At 69.0% G+C, this 20,072-nt stretch carries 18 protein-coding genes; 9 read left to right on the plus strand and 9 right to left on the minus strand.

Translation table 11 applies throughout. The features are described 5' to 3' along the window. Nucleotides 1-216: 216 nt before the first annotated feature. Both M0G41_RS15550 and M0G41_RS15555 read left to right on the plus strand, forming a co-directional pair. Nucleotides 217-687, plus strand: a complete 471-nt coding sequence (locus M0G41_RS15550; protein ID WP_248210837.1) for a nuclear transport factor 2 family protein — start codon at nucleotides 217-219, stop codon at nucleotides 685-687. Beyond that, the gene (locus M0G41_RS15555; RefSeq protein ID WP_248210838.1) at nucleotides 684-1,037 is read left to right on the plus strand and encodes a gamma-butyrobetaine hydroxylase family protein; all 354 of its coding nucleotides are present in this window, start codon (nucleotides 684-686) and stop codon (nucleotides 1,035-1,037) included. Before M0G41_RS15550 ends, M0G41_RS15555 begins: the two co-directional genes overlap by 4 nt. Here the strand turns inward: M0G41_RS15555 and M0G41_RS15560 are convergent. Both M0G41_RS15560 and M0G41_RS15565 read right to left on the minus strand, forming a co-directional pair. Then, on the minus strand, nucleotides 1,034-1,402 hold the full coding sequence (locus M0G41_RS15560; protein WP_248210839.1) for a hypothetical protein: 369 nt from the start codon (nucleotides 1,400-1,402) through the stop codon (nucleotides 1,034-1,036). The genes M0G41_RS15555 and M0G41_RS15560 overlap by 4 nt on opposite strands. A 70-nt stretch (nucleotides 1,403-1,472) precedes the next feature. Beyond that, complete coding sequence (locus tag M0G41_RS15565; RefSeq protein WP_248210840.1) at nucleotides 1,473-1,952, minus strand: GNAT family N-acetyltransferase; 480 nt, start codon at nucleotides 1,950-1,952, stop codon at nucleotides 1,473-1,475. A gap of 71 nt (nucleotides 1,953-2,023) precedes the next feature. On the opposite strand from M0G41_RS15565, the gene ubiE reads away from it, so the two are divergent. The 4 genes from ubiE (at nucleotide 2,024) to M0G41_RS15585 (ending at nucleotide 7,996) form a co-directional block, all read left to right on the plus strand. Continuing rightward, nucleotides 2,024-2,794, plus strand: a complete 771-nt coding sequence (gene ubiE / locus M0G41_RS15570) for a bifunctional demethylmenaquinone methyltransferase/2-methoxy-6-polyprenyl-1,4-benzoquinol methylase UbiE (protein WP_248210842.1) — start codon at nucleotides 2,024-2,026, stop codon at nucleotides 2,792-2,794. Nucleotides 2,795-2,843: 49 nt separating this feature from the next. Continuing rightward, the gene (locus tag M0G41_RS15575) at nucleotides 2,844-4,037 is read left to right on the plus strand and encodes a magnesium transporter (protein WP_248210844.1); all 1,194 of its coding nucleotides are present in this window, start codon (nucleotides 2,844-2,846) and stop codon (nucleotides 4,035-4,037) included. A gap of 155 nt (nucleotides 4,038-4,192) precedes the next feature. Continuing rightward, the gene (gene glnE / locus M0G41_RS15580; RefSeq protein WP_248210845.1) at nucleotides 4,193-6,985 is read left to right on the plus strand and encodes a bifunctional [glutamate--ammonia ligase]-adenylyl-L-tyrosine phosphorylase/[glutamate--ammonia-ligase] adenylyltransferase; all 2,793 of its coding nucleotides are present in this window, start codon (nucleotides 4,193-4,195) and stop codon (nucleotides 6,983-6,985) included. Between the two features lie 57 nt (nucleotides 6,986-7,042). Further along, nucleotides 7,043-7,996, plus strand: a complete 954-nt coding sequence (locus M0G41_RS15585) for a calcium/sodium antiporter (RefSeq protein WP_248210846.1) — start codon at nucleotides 7,043-7,045, stop codon at nucleotides 7,994-7,996. Nucleotides 7,997-8,002: 6 nt separating this feature from the next. On the opposite strand, the gene M0G41_RS15590 is transcribed toward M0G41_RS15585, so the two are convergent. From M0G41_RS15590 to M0G41_RS15620, 7 genes are all read right to left on the minus strand, one after another. Next, the gene (locus tag M0G41_RS15590; protein WP_248210847.1) at nucleotides 8,003-8,353 is read right to left on the minus strand and encodes a Na+/H+ antiporter subunit G; all 351 of its coding nucleotides are present in this window, start codon (nucleotides 8,351-8,353) and stop codon (nucleotides 8,003-8,005) included. Beyond that, nucleotides 8,350-8,616 carry a K+/H+ antiporter subunit F gene (locus M0G41_RS15595; protein WP_248210848.1) on the minus strand — a complete coding sequence of 89 codons (267 nt, stop codon included), beginning with the start codon at nucleotides 8,614-8,616 and terminating at the stop codon, nucleotides 8,350-8,352. The genes M0G41_RS15590 and M0G41_RS15595 overlap by 4 nt, the downstream gene beginning before the upstream one ends. Further along, nucleotides 8,613-9,104 (minus strand): Na+/H+ antiporter subunit E, encoded by a 492-nt coding sequence (locus M0G41_RS15600; protein WP_248210849.1) that lies wholly within the window; start codon nucleotides 9,102-9,104, stop codon nucleotides 8,613-8,615. Before M0G41_RS15600 ends, M0G41_RS15595 begins: the two co-directional genes overlap by 4 nt. Further along, complete coding sequence (locus M0G41_RS15605) at nucleotides 9,101-10,633, minus strand: monovalent cation/H+ antiporter subunit D (protein ID WP_248210850.1); 1,533 nt, start codon at nucleotides 10,631-10,633, stop codon at nucleotides 9,101-9,103. The genes M0G41_RS15600 and M0G41_RS15605 overlap by 4 nt, the downstream gene beginning before the upstream one ends. Further along, complete coding sequence (locus M0G41_RS15610; RefSeq protein ID WP_248210852.1) at nucleotides 10,630-10,986, minus strand: Na+/H+ antiporter subunit C; 357 nt, start codon at nucleotides 10,984-10,986, stop codon at nucleotides 10,630-10,632. Before M0G41_RS15610 ends, M0G41_RS15605 begins: the two co-directional genes overlap by 4 nt. After that, nucleotides 10,986-13,748 carry a monovalent cation/H+ antiporter subunit A gene (locus tag M0G41_RS15615; protein ID WP_343226496.1) on the minus strand — a complete coding sequence of 921 codons (2,763 nt, stop codon included), beginning with the start codon at nucleotides 13,746-13,748 and terminating at the stop codon, nucleotides 10,986-10,988. The genes M0G41_RS15610 and M0G41_RS15615 overlap by 1 nt, the downstream gene beginning before the upstream one ends. Before the next feature lie 67 nt (nucleotides 13,749-13,815). Continuing rightward, the gene (locus M0G41_RS15620; RefSeq protein WP_248210854.1) at nucleotides 13,816-15,207 is read right to left on the minus strand and encodes an SLC13 family permease; all 1,392 of its coding nucleotides are present in this window, start codon (nucleotides 15,205-15,207) and stop codon (nucleotides 13,816-13,818) included. A 235-nt stretch (nucleotides 15,208-15,442) separates the two neighbouring features. Here M0G41_RS15620 and M0G41_RS15625 point away from each other — a divergent pair, with 235 nt between their 5' ends. The 3 genes from M0G41_RS15625 to M0G41_RS15635 all read left to right on the plus strand — a co-directional run. Beyond that, nucleotides 15,443-17,617, plus strand: a complete 2,175-nt coding sequence (locus M0G41_RS15625) for an alpha/beta hydrolase (RefSeq protein WP_248210858.1) — start codon at nucleotides 15,443-15,445, stop codon at nucleotides 17,615-17,617. Nucleotides 17,618-17,636: 19 nt separating this feature from the next. Then, nucleotides 17,637-19,568, plus strand: a complete 1,932-nt coding sequence (locus tag M0G41_RS15630; RefSeq protein WP_248210860.1) for a DUF1302 domain-containing protein — start codon at nucleotides 17,637-17,639, stop codon at nucleotides 19,566-19,568. A gap of 49 nt (nucleotides 19,569-19,617) precedes the next feature. After that, nucleotides 19,618-20,072 (plus strand): DUF1329 domain-containing protein (locus tag M0G41_RS15635; protein ID WP_248210861.1); only part of this gene is annotated, 455 nt, incomplete at its 3' end.

Raw genomic sequence — 20,072 nt, forward strand, 5'->3', positions numbered from 1 at the left:
CGTAGGGGGAGGTTGGGAGGGGGTTGGGCCACGGTGGCCGCCATGGGGTCTGCGCGGATCACGACCCCCTTTGCTGCCGGCGCCAGCGCCGTCAACAACGGCGTGGCATGCTGAGGCCGGCTCCGTTCAGGCTCTGAACAGTACGTTACCGCGGGGCGCGAACCTTTGATGAGGATCGTGGTCGCAGCCCCACCCGCAGTGAGAAGGAGTTCCCCGATGCGTCTGCGCACGCTGTTTCCCGCCACGCTTGGCCTGCTGGTTCTGGCCGGCCAATCCATGGCCGCGCCGCCGGCCGACCTGGACCAGCGCGTCAAGCGCTTTGTCCAGGCCGCCAACCAGCATGATGTCGAGGCCATGGTCGGCGCGGTCGAGCCCGGCTTTCGCTGGATGCATGTCGAGGGCGAGCGGATCAGCGTCGAGGTGGTCGGGCCCGACCAGCTGCGCTCCTGGTTGGAGGGTTACTTCCGCACCACGCCCAGCGCACGCTCGACGCTGGGGGCCGTCCAGGTCGACGGCGCCTACGCCAGCACGGTGGAATTCACCGAGTACCTCGGCGAGGGTGACGTCATGCAGCGCCAGTCGGCGACCTGCGTCTATCAGTTCAGCGAGGCCGGGCTGATCCGCAACGTCTGGTACTTTCCCGCCCAGGAGGCCGCCGCCGCGGAGCCCCCCGCGGTCGCGCCGTGAGCGCCGTGCGGGTCGAGCGCCTGGTCCTGCACCAGCGCTCCCGGAGCCTGGAGGTCGGATTCGACACCGGCGAGGTGTTCCACCTGCCCTGCGAGTACCTGCGGGTGAACAGCCCCTCGGCCGAGGTCCAGGGCCATCACCCCAGCCAGCGGGTCCTGGTCGCCGGCAAGCGCGAGGTCAACATCGTCGGTATCGATCCGGTGGGCCAGTATGGGGTCCTGCTGCGCTTCGACGACGGCCATGACACCGGCATCTTCAGCTGGGAGACCCTGTACCGCCTGGGCCGCGAGCAGGCCGAAGCCTGGCCGCGCTATCTGGCCGAGCTCGAGGCCCGCGGGCTGGAGCGTTAGGCGCGCCGGCGCTCCTCTCCGCTGTGTTCGATTTCGGCTTCGCGCTGCTCGCGGCGCCGGCGGCGGTCAGGCGTCGGACGCCAAGTGCAGCGGCAGCGGGTGACATCGCAGCCCAGCTCGCCAAGGTCGATGGCTTCGCGCGCCAGCACGTGCTGGCCGAGCCGGCCGCGGGTGTTGTCGCAGTGCGGATCCGGGCGCAGTCGCCACAGCGAGTCGCCCCTCACGCCGGGCAGGCGGCCCGGATGCAGGATCTGCTGAGGCAGACGCGGCCTGGGCCGCGCTGCGGGAATCGGTCGCGCCGGTGCGAGGGCGCGCTTGAACAGCAGCAGGGCCAGCAAGGCCGCTGCGGAAAACCACCAGATCATGAAGTCCTTCCCCAAGGAGATCGACCCGAAGGATAGCCGGATCTCCCGCTGCCTGCAGCCGGGACTCTCCTCAGGCCGGCGCGGCGGCGCGCAGCATCTCGACGTGGGGGATGCCGTCCTCGTCGTAGGGCGGCGAGGCCACGGCGAAGCCAAGGCTTTCGTAGAACGGGATCAGGTAGGCCTGGGCGCCGATGCGGATGGGCAGCCCCGGGAAACGCTGCGCGCAGGCTTCGATGCCCCGGCGCATCAGCGTGCGGCCGAGGCCACTACGGCGCGCGCGCAGCGAGGTCGCCACCCGGCCCAGCGCCGGCTCGGCGAAGGACAGGCCAGGGGCGAGCACCCGCAGGCAGGCCAGGATATCGCCGGCGGCGTCCTCGGCGAACAGCTGCCAGACACCCTCCAGCAGATCCTTGCCGTCGAGGTCGAGATAGGGACAGGTCTGCTCGACGACGAACACCTCGGCGCGCAGGCGCAGCACCCCATAGGCCTTCTCGGGGGGCAGCGAGCGGAATGGCTGGCAGGTCCAGCGCAGCTTGTCGGGCACGGTCATCGCGGCATGGTAGGGCAGGGCGTCACGGCGCGAAATCCGGCCAGCGTCGGGTTTCGGTGATAATCCTCCGCATGGACGAGAACACGCCCCCCAAGCCCGCAAGCGATCTGACCCATTTCGGTTTCCGCGACGTTCCGCTGGCGGACAAGCAGAAGCTGGTAGGCCAGGTCTTCAGCTCGGTCGCGCAGCGCTACGACCTGATGAACGACCTGATGAGCCTTGGCATCCATCGCGTCTGGAAGCGCTATTTCGTCGCGACCAGCGGGGTGAAGCAGGGCGATCGCGTGCTCGACCTCGCCGGCGGCACCGGCGACATCGCGGCCCTGCTGCATCCGCGCGTCGGCGAGCGCGGCGCCATCGTGCTCGGCGACATCAATGACGCGATGCTGCGGGTCGGGCGTGATCGGCTGATCGATCGCGGGATCGTCCGCGGGCTGGAGTTCGTGCAGATGAATGCCGAGGCGCTGCCATTTCCGGACGCCAGCTTCGATCTGGTCACCATTGCCTTCGGCCTGCGCAACGTCACCGACAAGCCGCGCGCCCTGGCCGAGATGCGCCGCGTGCTGCGCCCCGGCGGACGGGCCCTGGTCCTGGAGTTCTCCGAGGTGCAGCCGAAGTGGTTCCGGCCGATCTACGACTTCCACAGCTTCCGGGTGCTGCCGCGCCTCGGCCGGCTGTTCGCCGGTGACGCCGACAGCTACCAGTACCTTGCCGAGTCGATCCGCAAGCATCCGCCGCAGGAGCAGCTGAAGGGCATGATGAGCGAGGCCGGCTTCGAGCGCTGCGACTACCGGAATCTCAGCGGCGGCATCGTCGCGATCCACTCCGGGCATGCGGTCTGAGCGCCGCGCCTGACACCTTGTTCCACCGACCGACCCAGCGGGCCTGCCGATGAACGAGCACGAGCTGTCTTCCGATCGCCTGTCCGGCCTGGACGCCGCGACCGCCACCGATCGGCTGCGCCGCCTGCGGCCGGAAGACGCCGCCGAGCTGCTGGCGCAGATGCCGGTTGGCCGCGCATCGACGGTACTGGCGGCGATGCCCGAGGACTTCCGTCGCGCCATCCTCGAGGTGGCTCCCCCGGGCACCGACTGGACCGACGCCCAGAGCTACCCCGCCGGCAGCATCGGCCGGCTGCTCGAAGATCCGCCGGCGATCTTCCTTTCCGGCACCACGGTGCGCGACGCGATCGAGGCGATGCGTTCGCTGATCCGCAAACGGATGGTGGTCTATCTGTTCGTGGTTGACGGTGCCGAGCGCCTGCTGGGCGTGGTCGCCTTCCGCGAGCTGCTCTACGCGCGACCCGAGCAGACCCTCGACGAGGTGATGATCGACCGGCCGTTCACCCTGCATCCGCGGACGCCGATGGTCGAGGCCATGCGCGAGGTGGTGACCAAGCACTTCCCGGTCTATCCGGTCTGCGAGGACGACGGTCGCCTGGTCGGCCTGGTCCGTGGCCAGGTGCTGTTCGAGCAGCAGGCCTTCGACATCAGCGCCCAGGCCGGCGCGATGGTCGGCGTCGAGAAGGAGGAGCGCCTTGCCACGCCGTTCTCGCGCAGCTTCCGCTTCCGCCACCCCTGGCTGCAGATCAACCTGCTCACCGTGTTTGCCGCAGCGGCCGTGGTCGGCTTCTTCGAGGACGCAATCGACCAGCTGGTGGTGCTGGCCCTGTTCATTCCGGTGCTGGCCGGCCAGTGCGGCAATCTCGGGGCGCAGTCGCTGGCCGTGGTGCTTCGCGGCATGACCCTCGGGGAGCTGCGCTCGCTGCCGGTGGGCCGGCTGCTGCTCAAGGAGGGCCTGCTCGGTCTGCTCAACGGGGTGATCACCGGGGCGGTCGCCGCCACCGCCATGTTCGTCCTCGCCCACGGCAAGGACCCGGCTACCGCCCTGCCGCTGGCGCTGGCGACCTGGGTGGCCATGTCGCTGGGCTGCGGTCTCTCAGGCGTGGCCGGCGCGGCGATCCCGGTGGCCTTGCGCCGGGCTGGCGCCGATCCGGCGACCGCTTCGGCAATCCTGCTCACCACCGCGACCGACGTGGTCAGCATGGGCCTGTTCCTGGGCCTGGCGGCGTTCCTGGTCTTGTGACGCGGGGCGTCACGATGCGGTGCAGCATGTGTTTTGGGCGGGGAGGCGCGTAGCATGGGCGCCCAGCGCGGTGCGCTGAATTCGGTGGGGAGGGAGGAACCCGCTTCGGCTCAGCCGGAGCGGGTTTTCTTTTTCCGCGGGTCCGGAACGCGACGATGAGCGTGAGTCACGGCGAACTGTGCGACTGGGCCGATGCCCGGATCGCCGAGCTGGAGGCGGTGCCGCCGGGTTGGCGCCACCGCCTGCGGCGTTGGCTCTGGGCCAGTGACTACCTGTTCGACCAGCTGCGCCGGCATCCGGACTATTTCGAGCGCCTTGCCGCGCCGCCTGCCGCGCTGAAGCTCGACCCCGACACCCCGGACGCCTGGGGCGCCGCGCTGCGGCGTTTCAGGCACCGCCATTCGCTGGCCCAGATCGCGATGGATCTCGACGGGGCCCCGGTTGAGCAGGTCTTTGCGCGCACCAGCTGGGTGGCCCGGCACTGCGCCCAGGCGGCCCTGGCTGCCGCTGCCGGGGAAATGGCTGCCCGGCACGGCGCGACCCGGCGTCGGGATGGCCAGCCTCAGGGGCTGCAGGTGTTCGCGCTCGGCAAGCTGGGCGGCATCGAACTGAATTTCAGCTCGGATATCGACCTGGTCTTCGCATTCGCCGAGGGCGGACAGAGCGACGGGCCACGGCCGCTCGACCATGACCAGTATTTCCAGCGCCTTGGCCAGCGCCTGATCCAGTTGCTCGGCGAGGTCGGCGCCGAGGGCTTCGCCTACCGCGTGGACATGCGCCTGCGCCCCTTCGGCAAGGCCGGTCGGCTGGCCCTCTCGGCCAACGCGATGGAGCAGTACTACCAGCGGGACGGCCGCGACTGGGAACGGTACGCGTGGATCAAGGCGCGACCGCTGGCCGGCGATGTCCTCGCGGCCGAGGAACTGCTGCGCACCCTGCGCCCGTTCATCTACCGCCGCTATCTCGACTACACGGCCTTCGAGGGCCTGCGCGAGATGAAGTCCCTGATCGATGCCGAGGTGCAGCGCCGCGACCTCGCCGGGCACGTCAAGCTGGGCCCCGGAGGCATCCGGGAGATCGAGTTCGTCGTCCAGCTGCAGCAGATGATCCGCGGCGGACGTGAACCGGCCCTGCGCACCGCCAGCCTGCTGCCGGCCCTGGACGCACTCCAGCGCAGCGCCCACCTGCAGACCGAGGTTGCGCAGCGCCTGCGCTCGGCCTACCGCTTCCTGCGGCGACTGGAGAACCGCCTGCAGATGCTCCGCGACGAGCAGGTCCACGAGCTGCCCGAGGATGCTTTCAGCCGTGCACGGTTGGCGCTGGGGCTGGGTTTCCCGGACTGGGCAGCGTTATCCGAGCGGCTGGAGGCCCACCGGGCGGTGGTCCGAGAGGAGTTCGATCGGGTGTTCGTCGCCCGTGAGCGGCGCAGCGGGCGCAGCGACTCCGCCCTGCGCCAGTACTGGCAGCAGATCGGCGGCGAAGCCAGCGCCACGGCCCTCACCCAGGCCGGCTTCGAGCGCGCCGACACCCTGCACGTCCTGCTCGACCAGTTGGCGCGGCACAGCGCGGGTGGCGCGATGTCGGCCCGCTCCCGCGACCGCCTCGACCGGCTGATGCCCGAGGTGCTGACGGCGGCTGCGGCCAGCGCACATCCCGACCGCACGCTTGAGCGCCTGGTGGACCTCCTGCAGTCGGTGCTGCGCCGGCCGTCCTACCTCGCCCTCCTCGACGAGCAGCCGGCTGCGCTCCAGCGTCTGGTCCAGGTGATGGGGCGCTCGGCCTTGCTCGCCGAGCGGGTCAGCCAGCATCCGATCCTGCTCGACGACCTGCTCGACGCGCGCAGCGGCAGCGGCGGGATCGATCCCGAGCATCTGCGCGGCGAGCTGGATGCGATCCGCCGGCGCCACGCCGGCGACGTCGAGGGGACCCTGCAGTCCTTCAACGAGCTGAAACAGAGCCTGGCCTTCCGCCTCGGCCTGGCCTCCCTGTTCCGCCAGGCCGAGGCGCCGCAGGTGGCGGCCGACCTCGCCCAGCTTGCCCAGGCCCTGATCGAGACCCTGCTGCCGCTGGCCATCGCCGACCTGGCGCCGGCCCATGGTGTGCTTCCGGGTCGCTCGGAGGATGCCGGCCTCGCCGTGGTGGGCTATGGCAGCCTTGGCGGCGAGGAACTGGGCTTCGGTTCCGATCTTGACCTGGTCTTCCTCTACGACGCCGACGCCACCGGCGCCAGCGATGGACCGCGACCGCTGGAATCGACCCGCTACCAGCTGCGGGTGGTGCAGAAGCTGCTCGCCATGCTGTCGACGCTCACCGCCGCCGGGCGCCTTTACGAAGTCGACCTGCGGCTGCGTCCGGACGGCGCCAAGGGACTTCTGCTGACCAGCCTGCAGAGTTTCGCTCTCTACCAGCGTGAGCGAGCCTGGACCTGGGAGCACCAGGCTCTGGTGCGGGCACGGCCGGTGGCCGGCGCGCGCAGTGTCATGCGCCGTTTCGAGGCCATCCGCAGCGAGGTGCTGCAGCGGCCGCGCGATGCGCAGGCCCTGCGCCGCGATGTGGTCTCCATGCGCCGTCGGATGCGCGGCGAACTGGATCGCGGTCGCGATGGCCTGTTCGACCTGAAGCAGGGCGAGGGCGGCCTGGTCGACCTGGAGTTCGCCCTGCAGGCCGCCGTGCTGGGGCAGGCTGGCGCCCACCCGGACCTGGTCTCCCGGCGCGCCACGCCCACGCTCATCGAGGCGCTGAGGCGTCTCGACCTGCTCCCTGCCGAGCTGTCCGATGCGCTGACCCTGGCCCATGCGACCCTGCTGCAGCGCGCGCTGGACTGCACCCTGGACGCCCGGCCACGCCTGGTCCCCGATGACGCAGCACTGGACGCGCCACGGGCGGCCATTGGCCAACTCTGGCGGCGTTTCGGGCTGGGTGACCCGGGCGACGGGGGCGCCATCTGAAGGCCGCTTTCAGGCGCGCTCCGTTATGCTCCCCGGCCCCGAATAGAACCCGCTGCGATGATCGAACACGCCCTGCTGTTCACCCTTGGCCTCGTCCTCCTGCTGCTCGGCGCCGACAATTTCCTGAAGGGGGCTTCTGGCCTCGCCCTGCGCTACGGCATCAGCCCGTTCATCGTCGGCCTGGTGATCGTGGGTCTGGGCACCTCGGCGCCAGAGCTGGCGGTGAACCTGTCGGCGGTGGCCCGCGATCGCTACGACCTCGCGCTCGGCAATGTGGTCGGCAGCAATATCGCCAACGTCGGCCTGATCCTCGGCATCTCGGCCATGGTCGCGCCGTTGGTGGTGCAGATGCGCCTGGTGCGCGTCGAGGGGCCGCTGATGGTCCTGGTCTCTGGCGCATTGTGGTTGCTCTGCCTCGACGGGCTGCTGGGCGGTTTCGACTCCTTCCTGCTGATGGCCGGCTTCGTCGGCCTGATGTGGCTGCTCTGGCGCAGCGCGCGGGAGGAGCCCAGCGAGGTCCAGGCCGAGCTCGGCGAGCTGCCCTGCCGCGAGGTCTCCCTGCCCAAGCTGATTCTGCGCCTGGCCATCGGTCTGGCCATCCTGCTGCTCGGCGCCGACCTGATGGTGGACTCGGCGGTGGCCCTGGCCCGCGCCTGGGGCTGGAGCGAGCTGCTGATTGGCCTGACCGTGGTCGCCATCGGCACCTCGCTGCCGGAACTGGCCTCCTCGCTGGTCGCGGCCTGGCGCGGCCAGACCGACATCGCGGTGGGCAATGTCGTCGGCTCCAACCTGTTCAACATCCTGCTGATCCTCGGGGTGACCTCGACGATCAAGCCGCTGCCGGTGTCGGCCGCCATGTTCGATGTCGAACTGCCAGCCATGGCGGGTTTCGCCGTGCTCGGCTATTTCCTGATGCAGCGATTCCAGCGGCTGTCCAGGGTCTCCGGCGCCGTGCTCTTCGTGCTTTTCGTCGGCTTCACCGCCTGGCAGGCCTGGGCGGCGATCGTCTGAGCGGATTCAGCGGTCGCCTTGCTCAGGCTCGGTGCGCGCATCGGCCGGCGCCTTGGGCCGCACGCTTGGCTCCAGCGCCATCGCCGCCTTGGCCAGCAGGTGGGCACTGATCGGCGCGGTGAGGAAGACGAACAGGGTGATCAGCAGCTCGCGCAGGCCGATCTCTCCGCTGCTGGCGAAGCGATGCAGCATGGCCGCGATCAGGACGCCGCCGACGCCCAGCGTGCTCGCCTTGGTCGGGCCATGCAGGCGACGCAGGAAGTCGGACAGGCGAAGCAGGCCGAGCGAGCCGACCAGGGCGAAGAAAGCGCCTGCGGCGAGCAGGGCGATCACCAGGACTTCGAGGACTGTGCTCATTCCATGATGTCCCGGCGGATGATGAACTTGGCCAGCACCACGGTGGCGACAAAGCCGAGCATGGCGATGATCAGCGCGGCCTCGAAGTACATCGAGGTGTCGAGCTTCATGCCGAACAGGATCAGCAGGGCCATGGCGTTGACATAGAGCGTGTCCAGGGCCAGCACGCGATCGGTGCTGGCAGGGCCGCGCAGCAGCCGGACCAGTGCCAGCAGCATGGCCACCGCGAAGGCAAGGATGGCGAGGTCGATGGCAAGGTTCATGTAGGGAAGATCTCCAGCAGCGGGCGCTCGTAGCTCTGCTTGATCTGCGCCACCGTGCCCTCGGCATCCTCCAGGTTCAGGCAGTGCACCAGCAGGTATCGCCGGTCCGGGGTGAGGTCGCAGGAGAGCGTGCCCGGGGTCATGGTGATGATGCTGGCCAGCGCGGTGATGCCGTAGGTATTGCCGAGCTCCAGCGGAATCCAGACGAAGCCCGGGCGGATGCGCGACTGCGGGCCGAGGATCAGCCGCGCGACCTGGATGTTCGAGACCACGATGTCGCGCAGCACCACCAGGGCCAGGCGCGCCATGACCATCGGTTTGCCGGGCATGCCGCGCCGCTCGCGCAGGCGGTCGGTGAACATCGGCACCAGCAGGGCCAGAAGGATGGCAAGCAGGGCGTGGGCCACGGACAGCTCGCCGACCAGCAGCAGCCACACCGCGACCATCACGACGGACAGACGGATCGAGTTGAGAAAGCGCGGCTTCACGGGCCGACCTCCTGGTGTTTCACCGGCACCGCCTCGAGCAGTGCGGCGCGGTAGCCGGCCGGTGCCAGCAGCTGCTGGGCGCTGTCGGCGGTGTAGCGGAGCACCGGGCCACCGAATGCGACAAGGCCCAGCCCGGCGACCAGCAGCAGGCCCACTGCCGCCCATTCGCTGGGCCGGGCGGGTTTGGCCCGGCCATCGGGTTCACCCTCGGGCGCCCGCCAGAACAGCTGACTGCCGGCATTGGCCAGCGCGATCAGGGCGAGAAGTGAGCTGATCAGGATCAGCGGCCAGGCCCACTGCGCGGTGGCCTCGGGCATCGCGGCAAGCAGGGCCAGTTTGCCGATGAAGCCGGCGAGCGGCGGCAGGCCGACGATGGCGACCGCGGCGATCGCGAAGAGGATCCCGAGCGCGGCGCGCTGGAGCAGGTGGTCGAGCTTGCGCAGGCTGTCGCCGGCGCCGTGACGCTGCCGGCGCAGCATGTCGGTGATCAGGAGCAGCGCCGCTGCGGCGAAGCTGCTGTGGATCAGGTAGTACAGGCCGGCGCCCAGCGTGCCCTCGAGGTTGACCGAGATGGCAATGAACAGCGTGGCCGCCGAGCCCACCACCAGGTAGGCGACCAGCGTGCGCAGCCGCGGGGCAGCCAGGGCGCCCAGCGCTGACAGGGCAAGCCCGATTCCCGCTGCCGGCAGCAGCCAGGGCCAGATGTAGCCGGCGAGGGGGCCGGCTTCGGCGCCGAACATCACGCTGTAGACCCGAAGCACCGCGTAGACGCCGAGCTTGGTCATCACCGCGAACAGGGCGACCACCGGGGCGGGCGTGCGGGTGTAGGTCTCCGGCAGCCACAGGGCCAGCGGAAACAGCGCCGCCTTGGCGCAGAAGACCACCAGCAGCAGGCCGCCGGCGGCGGCGATCCAGGGCAGGTTCTCCGCTGGGGCCGTCGCGATGCGCTCGGCCAGCTCGGCCATGTTCAGTGCGCCGAGCAGGCCGTAGAGCAGGCCGACCGCAAACAGGTACAGCGTCGAGGCGGTGATGTTGAAGGCCACGTACTGGATGCCGGCGCGCAGCCGGGCCCCGCGGCCGCCGCTCAGCATCAGCCCGTAGGAGGCGATCAGCAGCACCTCGAAGAAGACGAACAGGTTGAACAGGTCGGCGGTGAGGAAGGCGCCGTTGAGGCCGGCCAGCTGGACCTGGAAGAGGGCATGGAAATGCGGAGCGCGCTTGTCCCAGCCCGAACAGGCATAGAGCAGTCCGGCAAGGCCGAGCACCGCGGTGGTGATGAGCATGATCGCGGCCAGCCGGTCGACCGCCAGGGCGATGCCGATCCGGGCCTCCCAGTTGCCGAGCAGGTAGACCGCGATCTCGCCGCTGCCGGCGCGCTGCGCGAGCAGGCCGGCGATCACCACAAGGGTCACCCCCGAGGCAAGTCCCAGTACGCGCTGCAGGGCGATGCCGCGCTTCTCCAGCAGCACCAGCGCGCCGGCGACCAGCAGGGGCAGCACGATCGGCAGGACGGGCAGATGGGCGCTCATGCCTGCGGCCCCTTCGGCTCGCGGCCGTCGACGTGGTCGGTGCGGGTATCGGCACGGGCGCGGATCGCCACCACCAGCAATACCGCCGTCATGGCGAAGCTGATCACGATCGCGGTCAGCACCAGCGCCTGGGGAAGCGGGTCGGTGTGGTTGGCCAGGGTCGGATCGAGGGCCTTGTCGATGATCGGCGGCTTGCCGATGACCAGACGGCCCATGGAGAAGATGAGGACATTGACCGCGTAGGAGAGAAGGGTCAGACCCAGGATCACGTCGAAGGTGCGCGCGCGCAGCAGCAGCCACACTCCCGCGGCCGTGAGTGCACCGATCGACGAGGCCACAGCGAACTCAAGCATCAGAACGCCTCCTTGCGCTCACGGACATGGCCGAGCATGGCGATCGCCAGCATGCAGGCACCGAACACGACCAGGTAGACGCCGATATCGAAGAACATCGCGCTGGCGAAGGGCACCTCGCCAAGCAGCGGAATATCGACGTAGCGGGTATGGCTGGTCATGAACGGGTAGCCGAAGGCCCAGCTGGCCAGCCCGGTGAAGGTCGCGATCAACACGCCCCAGCCGATCGGGCCGCGGTAGTCGAGTCCGATTCGTGGCTCCACGTACTGCATGCCGGAGAGCACGTACTGCAGGAGCAGCGGCACCGACAGGACCAGGCCGGCGATGAAGCCTCCGCCCGGCAGGTTGTGTCCGCGCAGGAACAGGTAGACCGAGACCAGGATGGCCAGCGGCAGCAGCACCCGGCCGACCACGTTGGGAATCGGCAGCGGGTCGGGTGCGCCGGGAACGACGATGTCGGGGATCAGCCGTGCCTTGCGCAGCAGGGCGTGGCAGACGAGGCCGGCAACGCCGAACACGACGATCTCGCCCAGCGTATCGAAGCCGCGGAAGTCGACCAGGATCACGTTGACCACGTTGGTGCCGCCACCCTCGGGCTTCGAGCGCAGCAGCATCTCGCCCGCCACCGTGGCGTGCGGCTGGGTCAGGATGTAGTAGACGAATACGGTCACGCCGATGCCGGCGAGCAGGGCGATCAGCGCGTCGCGGAAGCGGCGCCGCAGCGGTTCCTCGACCGGGCTCTCGAGGGGCAGGTAGTTCATCGCCAGCAACACCAGCATCACCGTCACGACCTCGACCAGCAGCTGGGTGAGCGCGAGGTCCGGCGCAGAGAGCAGGACGAAGCCCAGACTTACCAGCAGGCCGATGGCGCCCACGGTGATGAAGGCCTGCAGGCGCTGGCGGCGCAGCTTGAGCACGGCCACCACCGAGGCCAGCAGCATGCCCCAGAGCAGCCAGCCGGCGGGTGGCAGGGGTTGGCCGCCACCCAGGCGCCCCATCTCGCCGTGCCAGAACGGCGCAAAGCCCATGACCAGTGCGGCCAGCACCGACCAGCCCAGGAAGCGCTGGAGGCTTCCGTTGTCGAAGCGGTCCACGACCCAGTCGGCGATGCGCTGTACGCCATCCAGCTTCCAGTGGAATACGCGGCGGCCCAGCGAGGACTTCACGTCGGCATACAGGTGGGTGAAGCGGCGCAGGCCGAAGTACAGGGCGATGCCGCCGATGACGCCGATCAGGCTCATCAGCAGCGGCAGGTTGAAGCCATGCCAGATCGACAGACTGTACTCGGGCACGCGATCACCCAGCACCCCGACCGCCGCCGCGTGCAGCACCGGCCCGATGGTGATCGCAGGCGCGATGCCGACCAGCAGGCAGATCACCACCAGCGCTTCCACCGGAATGCGCATGAAGGTCGGCGGCGAATGCGGCTGGTGGGCCATGTCTTCGGGATTGCCGCTGAGCAGGGCGTCATGGACGAAGCGCACGCTGTAGGCGACGCCGAACAGCCCGGCCAGCAGGGCCGCGACGCTGACCCCGATGCGCATGAAGTCATGCTGTTCGATGTCCAGCGCCAAGGCGAAGAACATCTCCTTGGAAAGGAAACCGTTGAGCAGCGGGATGCCGGCCATGGCCATCGAGGCGATCAGGGCGAGGATGGCGGTGTAGGGCATCACCCGGATCAGCCCGTGCAGCTTGCGGATGTCGCGGGTGTGGCACTCGTGGTCGATGATGCCCGCGGCCATGAACAGCGAGGCCTTGAACGCCGCATGGTTGAGGATGTGGAACAGCCCGGCGACCACCGCCAACGGCGTCGACAGGCCGAACAGCAGGGTGATCAGGCCAAGGTGGGAGATGGTCGAGTAGGCGAGCAGGCCCTTGAGGTCATGCTGGAAGATCGCGTGCCAGGCTCCGACCAGCAGGGTCGCCGCGCCCACGCAGGTCACGGTGTAGAACCAGAACTCGCTGCCGGCCAGCGCCGGATGCATGCGGGCCAGCAGGAACACGCCCGCTTTCACCATGGTTGCCGAGTGCAGGTAGGCCGAGACCGGGGTCGGCGCGGCCATCGCGTGCGGCAGCCAGAAGTGGAAGGGGAACTGCGCGCTCTTGGTGAATGCGCCGAGCAGGACGAGACCGCAGGCCCACGGGTAAAGCGCGTGGGCGCGGATCATCTCGCCCGAAGCCAGCACGACATCCAGTTCATAGCTGCCGACGATGCGGCCGATCAGGATCATTCCGGCCAGCAGCGCCAGCCCGCCGGCGCCGGTCAGGGTCAGCGCCATCTGCGCGCCCTCTCGGGCGTCGCTGCGGTGGAACCAGTAGCCGATCAGCAGGAAGGAGCTGATCGAGGTCAGCTCCCAGAAGATCGCCAGCAGCAGCAGGTTGCTGGCCAGCACCATGCCGAGCATGGCGCCCATGAACAGCAGGAGGAAGGAGAAGAAGCGCGGCGCGCTGTCCTTCGGGTCCAGGTAGTAATGCGCGTAGAGGACGATCAGCCCGCCGATGCCGAGCACCAGGCCGGCGAACATCCAGGCCAGGCCATCCAGGCGCAGGCTGAAGGCGAGGCCGATCTGCGGCATCCAGTCGTGGAAGGCGCGCAGCGTGCCGCCCTCGTCCAGCACCGTGGGCGTCAGGATCGCCAGCAGCAGGAGGCCGCCCAGCGGGGCAAGCCCTGACAGCCAGGCGATGGTTCGCCGGGAAGCCTTGTGGGCCAGCGCGACAACGAGGCTGAGCAGGAAGGGCAGCGCGAGGAGCAGCTCGAGCATGGTCAGTGTCAGCCTGGTCGGGTCGTCCGGGGGCGCGACAGTGTACCCGACGGTCGTCGACGCCCGATCAACCCAGGACCGTCGCGCAGACCACGGTAATGACGAGGATCGCCACCAGATTCACCACGACCCCGTGCCGCATCATGCTGCGACCGTCGACCATCCCCGAGCCGAAGACGATCGCGTTGGGTGCCGTCGCTACCGGCAGGATGAAGGCGCAGCTCGCGGCCAGTACGGCCGGCACCATCAGCAGGGCGGGGTCGATGCCAGCGGCCTTGGCAGCTGCAGCCAGCAGAGGCATCAGCAGGACCGCGCTGGCGGTGTTGCTGGCGATCTCCGAAAGCAGGCTGACGGCGAGGGCGATCAGGAAGATCCGCAGCACGAGCGGCGCGTCGACCACGCCCTGCAGTTCCGCCGCCAGCCAGTCGGACAGCCCGGAGCTGTCGAAGGCCGTGGCGAGTGCGATGCCGCCGCCGAACAGGATCAGCGCGCCCCAGGGAATGCGCTCGGCGGTTTCCCAGGTCAGCAGCTTTCGACCTTCGCCGCTCGGCAGGGCAGCCATCAACATCACGCCGAGCAGGGCCACGCTGGCGTCGTTGGCCTGGGGAATGCCGAGCCAGTCCTGCCAGCCGCCGAACGGCTCGCTGCGGGTGACCCAGGCCAGCGCCACCAGGGCGAACACCGCCAGAACCCGACGTTCCGCCGCCCGCCACGGTCCGAGCGCGGGCAAGGAAGCCGGCGGCGTATCGCCCAGGCCGCGGGCCAGCCACAGCGCGGCCAGCGGCAGCAGGAGCAGCACGGTGGGGATGCCGAACACGGCCCAGTCGGAGAAGCCCAGCGATGCGCCGGTGGCCTGCTGGTAGACCTGCATGAAAACCAGGTTGGGCGGCGAGCCGATCGGCGTGCCGAGGCCGCCGATACTGGCGCAGTAGGCGATCGCCAGCACCAGCGGCGCAGCCAGCCGCGGATCGCGGTAGTCGCGCAGCACGGCCATCGCCACGGGCAGCAACATCAGGGTGGTGGCGGTGTTCGAGATCCACATCGAAATCAGCCCTGCCGCCGCGGCGAATCCGAAGATCAGCGAACGACCGCTGCGTCCGCCGAACAGTCGCACCATCATCAGGGCGAGCCGCCGATGCGCCCCGTTTGCCTCCAGCGCGGCGGCCAGCATGAAGCCGCCGGCCAGCAGCAGGATGAGGGGATGTCCGTAGCTCTGCGCGATCTGGGTCGGAGTCAGCACGCCGACCAGCGGGAACAGCGCCAGCGGAAGCAGGGCGGTGACCGCGTGGGGCAGCGCCTCCAGCATCCACCAGGCTGCGCAGCAGGCGGTGATGGCGACGGTCCAGACGATCGGCGCGGGTTGGCGCCCGTCCAGCCAGAGCAGGGCCAGCACGGCGAGGGCGGGACCGCAGGCCAGGCGCCAGGCCCGCGGCGTGGACGGAAGGTGCGAAGGTGACATGGGCCGCAGACTGCGGCAGCGGTCAGCAGGGTGGCAAGCCCCTCGGGAGGATGCAGCGGGCGCCCGGCGCTCTGCCGGACTTAACGGGCTGTTTGTTCGCGAATGCTGCAGTGCAGCATGGCATTGAGCTTCTTAATGGATCAGCTTTCGTTAAAACGGCGTTGCATTCGGCAAAGTACGGTACCTATGATAGCCGGGCAGCATCACCCCCGATTTCCGCCACAAGGAAACGATCATGCAGGCTCGACTGACCCTGTCCCTTGCGCTTGTCTCGCTGCTTCTCGCGGCGTGCAGCAGTTCCAGCAACAGCCCCCGCGCCGTGGACACCCCCCCCGCCCTGAACAACAACGGCTCGCCGGTCACCGGTGTGATCACCGCGGTCTTCAGCCCGTCCACCGGGGCGATCCCGCTGCCGAACAACCTGCTGCTCTCGGGCACCACGGATCTCACCCTGAATCCGCCGGTCGCCAACCCGAACAACTTCGGCGACCCGCTGGTCGCGATCAGCGCGCTGGATGGCTGGAGCACCACGGCGCCCTGGACCATGAGCTTCAGCGCGCCGCCGGCCCCGGCCAGCGTCGTGCCCGGCCAGTCGATCCGCATCCTCGAGGTGCAGCTGAACGCCCCGGGCGGTGGCGTGGTGGGTGTGGTCCGCGAGCTGACCCCCGGCACCGAGTTCGCCACCGCGGTCGTTCCCAGCGACCCGACCGGGCGTACCGTGGCGATCATCCCGACCCGGCCGCTCAAGCAGCTGACCACCTATCTGGCCCTGGTCACCGACCGCATCACCGATGCACGCGGCAATGACGTGACCCCGGACCTGACCTACTTCCTGACCAAGCGCACCACGCCGCTGTGCGTCGGTGGCGTCAGCCAGGATCCGCTGGTCGACAATGCGACGGCCTGCGCCCTCGAGCCGCTTCGCCGACTGACCAACTCGCACCTTGGCGCCGCCCAGGCCGTCGGCATCGACCCGGCCGACGTGGTGGTGTCCTGGACCATGACCACGCAGAGCATCACGCCGGTGCTCCAGGCGGTCCGCTCGCGGGTGCAGCCGGCGCCGGCCCAGGTCTTCCCGACCGGCCTCACCACTGCCGCCGCCGGGCTGCCGCCGGTCGCCGACATCCACGTCGGCTTCATCGCGCTGCCCTACTACCTGGTGCCGCCCTCGGCCTCCAATCCGACCGGCCCGCTGACCGGCTTCTGGAAGGCTGCGCCGGGCGCCTACGTGCCGCCGTTCAACCAGTTCGGCCTGAGCCCGGCCTCGACCAACATCACCGCCTACAACCCCTTCCCGGTGGCCAACGCGACGGTGCAGGTCCCGGTGCTGATGACCGTGCCGAACGCGGCCTCGGGCCGGACCAAGCCGGCTTCCGGCTGGCCGCTGGTGATCTTCCAGCACGGCATCACCCGCAACCGCACCGACGCCCTGGCCATTTCGGCCACGCTGGCGGCGCAGGGCATCGCGGTGGTGGCCATCGATCAGCCGCTGCACGGCGTCTCGCCGGGCAACCGCGACTTCTCGACCACCTCGCCGTTCTACATCTCGTCGGCCAATCCGCTGACCGCGCCGCTGTTCGCGGCCGGCGTGCGCGAGCGCACCTTCGACGTCGACTACATCAACAACAGCACCGGCGCTGCAGGCCCGGATGGCGTGCCGGACCCCTCGGGTACCCACAACATCAACCTGTCCTCGCTGCTGACCTCGCGTGACAACCTGCGCCAGGCCGTGGCCGACCTGTTCGTCGTCGCCGCCACCGCACCGCGTCTGGATATCGACGGTAATGGCGCAGGTGACTTCGACAGCGCCAAGATGAGCTTCGTCGGCCAGTCGCTGGGCGCGATCGTCGGCACCCCGTTCATCGCCCTCGAGCCGACCGTGAACATCGCCACCCTGTCGGTGCCTGGCGGCGGCATCGCCCGCCTGCTCGACGGCTCGCCGACCTTCGGCCCGCGCATCCGTGCCGGCCTTGCGGCGGCCGCCGGCCTGCAGCCGAACACCCTGGCCTACGACCAGTTCATGGGCGCGGCACAGCAGGTGACCGATTCGGCCGATCCGATCAACTACGGCTTCGCCTCCGCGCAGAACTCCATCCTCCTGCACGAGGTGGTGGGCGGCGGCAGCGTGCTGCCCGACCAGGTGATTCCGAACAGCGTCCCCGGCGCGCCGCTCTCCGGCACCGAGCCGCTGATCCGTGCCCTCGGCCTGCCGACCATCACCAGCACCACCCAGGCCGCGAATGGCGTGCGTGGCGCGGTCCGCTTCATTGCCGGCGACCACGGCTCGCTGCTGAGCCCGGCCGCTTCGGTCCCGGCCACGGTGGAGATGCAGACGCAGATGGCCAGCATGGCCGCCACGTCCGGCACCACGGTGGTGGTGACCAACACCTCCGTCATCCGTACCCAGTAAGCGCATCGAGGAACCGACAATGAACCACAAGATTCAGCTGTCCCGTTCGTCCTCGGTGGCTGGCCTGCGCGCTCCGCTCGCGCTGGCCATCGCCGCGGGGCTGATCGCTCCCGCCGCCCAGGCCTTCGAGTTCGAGCTCGGCGCCGCGCGAGGCTCGATCGACACCACGGTGTCTTACGGCGTCACGACGCGCATGGAAGACCGTGACGACAACTTGGTCGGCAAGGCCTTCTTCAATCCCGCCCTGGTCGCGCAGATTGCCGCCCTGCAGGCCCGTGGCCAGTACCTCGAGGCCCAGGCCCTGCAGGTCGCTGCCCGCGGCCGCTTCTCGGCCAACCGTGATGACGGCAACCTGAAGTACGACGACGGCGACATCATTTCGAACGCCTTCAAGATCACCAGCGAAGGCACGCTGAACTGGGACTCGGGCGGCGCCTTCGTCCGCGCGACCTACTTCTACGATTTCGAGAATGCCGATCGCAATGACCTCACCGAGGCGGCCAAGGACCTGATCGGCGAGCGCTTCCGCCTGCTTGATGCCTTCGTCTTCCACAACTTCACCTACGGCGAAACCGGCAACGGCACCCTGCGCCTGGGCCGCCAGGTGATCAGCTGGGGCGAGAGCACCTTCATCCAGAACGGCATCAACGTGATCAATTCGGTCGACCTGTCCGCGCTGCGCGTGGCCGGTGCCGAACTGAAGGAGGCGTTCCTGCCCCTCGACGCCGCCTGGGCCTCGTTCTCGCTGAGCGACAGCCTGTCGCTCGAGCTGGCCTATCTGCTCGAGTTCGAGGAGATCGAAGTCGACGCATCGGGCACCTACTTCAGCTCGAATGACTTCGCCTCGCCGGGTGGCACCTACGTCATGCTCGGCTTCGGCACCGTGCCGCAGCCGGTGAATGACCCGTCGCTCTACTACGACGTCTGCTTCTCGGGTCCCGCAGGCTTCGGCCGCAGCGACACCGGCCTGCCGGCCTCCCTGGTGGCGGCAGGCTGCTCGGGTTCGTTCCCGCGCGCTCCGAACAACAACGCGAAGGACAACGGCCAGTACGGCGCGGCCCTGCGCTACTACGCCTCGGAGTTCTTCGACACCGAGTTCGGCTTCTACTACCTGCGCTATCACAGCCGTCTGCCGGTGCTGTCTGGCATCTCGGTCACCAGCTCGGCCTCCAACAGTGGCCGATACTTCGTCGAATACCCCGAGGACATCAACCTCTACGGCATCAGCTGGAACACCACCATTCCCGGTGGCTGGGCCTTCCAGGGCGAGATGAGCTACCGCGACAACATGCCGCTGCAGATCGACGACGTTGAGCTCCTGTTCGCCGGCCTGTCGCCGCTCAACGGTCTGATTCCGCAGCCGGGGCTGCGATTCCGCAGCCAGCTTGGCCAGTACGGGCCCGGTGAGTACATCCAGGGCTGGGATCGTCACGAGGTCAGCCAGCTGCAGGCGACCTTCACCAAGCTGATCGGCCCGGGCAACTGGCTGGGGGCGGAGCAGGTCGCCGTGGTCGCCGAAATCGGTGGCACAAAGGTGTGGGACCTGCCCGACCAGAGTGTCCTCCGCTACGAGGGCGAGGGCACCGATACCGGTGGTGGATTCGCCATCGACTCCGGTGCGCTGCGCAATCCGGTCACCCTCACCGGCGGCTTCCCGACCTCGTTCAGCTGGGGCTACCGCGCTGCGATGCGCGCCGATTACAACAACGTCTTCGGCAGCCCGTTCAATGTCTCGCCGCGCCTTGCCTTCAACCACGACGTGAATGGCACCACGCCGGGGCCGGGCGGCAATTTCCTCGAGGATCGCAAGTCGCTGACCCTCGGCGTCGAGGCTTTCTACCTCAACGCCTGGTCGGTGGACGTGTCCTACACCTCGTTCTTCGGTGGTGGATCCTTCAACCAGATCTCCGACCGCGATTTTGCCGGCGTGGCCTTCAAGTATGCGTTCTGATGCGCAGGTGCCACGGCACCTCGCATCGTTCACTCATAGGGAGACGGGAATGAACAAGCAGAACGCATTGACCTTGGCGCTGGTCGCTTCGCTGGCGCTGCCCCTGGCCGCCGAGGCCAAGGTCAGCGCGGCCGAGGCGGCCAAGCTGGGCAAGGAGCTGACCCCGGTCGGCGCCGAGAAGGCGGGCAATGGCGGTGCCATCCCGGCCTGGGAGGGTGGCATCACCAAGCCGCCCGCAGGCTTCACCAAGGGCGGGCACCACCCCGATCCGTTCGCGGCGGACAAGCCGACGCTGACGATCACCGCGGCGAACTACAAGCAGCATGCCGACAAGCTCAGCGTCGGCCAGCAGGCGATGTTCGAGCGCTACCCCGAGTACAAGATGCCGGTGTACCCGACGCGGCGTTCGGCCTCGTTCCCGCAGCGCATCTACGACTTCACCATGAAGAACGCCACCACCGCCGAGCTGGTGGCGGACGGCGACGGCATTGCCAACGCCGCCGA

Origin of the sequence: Pseudomarimonas salicorniae, from assembly GCF_023156535.1 — a bacterium.
Classification (GTDB): Bacteria; Pseudomonadota; Gammaproteobacteria; order Xanthomonadales; family Xanthomonadaceae; genus Pseudomarimonas; species Pseudomarimonas salicorniae.

Excerpts from the sequence above, each read along its gene's own strand:
- M0G41_RS15550 (WP_248210837.1), top strand. The coding sequence starts at position 217 with ATGCGTCTGCGCACGCTGTTTCCCGCCACGCTTGGCCTGCTGGTTCTG.
- M0G41_RS15560 (WP_248210839.1), bottom strand. The coding sequence starts at position 1,402 with ATGATCTGGTGGTTTTCCGCAGCGGCCTTGCTGGCCCTGCTGCTGTTC.
- M0G41_RS15565 (WP_248210840.1), bottom strand. The coding sequence starts at position 1,952 with ATGACCGTGCCCGACAAGCTGCGCTGGACCTGCCAGCCATTCCGCTCG.
- ubiE (WP_248210842.1), top strand. The coding sequence starts at position 2,024 with ATGGACGAGAACACGCCCCCCAAGCCCGCAAGCGATCTGACCCATTTC.
- M0G41_RS15575 (WP_248210844.1), top strand. The coding sequence starts at position 2,844 with ATGAACGAGCACGAGCTGTCTTCCGATCGCCTGTCCGGCCTGGACGCC.
- glnE (WP_248210845.1), top strand. The coding sequence starts at position 4,193 with ATGAGCGTGAGTCACGGCGAACTGTGCGACTGGGCCGATGCCCGGATC.
- M0G41_RS15585 (WP_248210846.1), top strand. The coding sequence starts at position 7,043 with ATGATCGAACACGCCCTGCTGTTCACCCTTGGCCTCGTCCTCCTGCTG.
- M0G41_RS15590 (WP_248210847.1), bottom strand. The coding sequence starts at position 8,353 with ATGAGCACAGTCCTCGAAGTCCTGGTGATCGCCCTGCTCGCCGCAGGC.
- M0G41_RS15595 (WP_248210848.1), bottom strand. The coding sequence starts at position 8,616 with ATGAACCTTGCCATCGACCTCGCCATCCTTGCCTTCGCGGTGGCCATG.
- M0G41_RS15605 (WP_248210850.1), bottom strand. The coding sequence starts at position 10,633 with ATGAGCGCCCATCTGCCCGTCCTGCCGATCGTGCTGCCCCTGCTGGTC.
- M0G41_RS15610 (WP_248210852.1), bottom strand. The coding sequence starts at position 10,986 with ATGCTTGAGTTCGCTGTGGCCTCGTCGATCGGTGCACTCACGGCCGCG.
- M0G41_RS15615 (WP_343226496.1), bottom strand. The coding sequence starts at position 13,748 with ATGCTCGAGCTGCTCCTCGCGCTGCCCTTCCTGCTCAGCCTCGTTGTC.
- M0G41_RS15620 (WP_248210854.1), bottom strand. The coding sequence starts at position 15,207 with ATGTCACCTTCGCACCTTCCGTCCACGCCGCGGGCCTGGCGCCTGGCC.
- M0G41_RS15625 (WP_248210858.1), top strand. The coding sequence starts at position 15,443 with ATGCAGGCTCGACTGACCCTGTCCCTTGCGCTTGTCTCGCTGCTTCTC.
- M0G41_RS15630 (WP_248210860.1), top strand. The coding sequence starts at position 17,637 with ATGAACCACAAGATTCAGCTGTCCCGTTCGTCCTCGGTGGCTGGCCTG.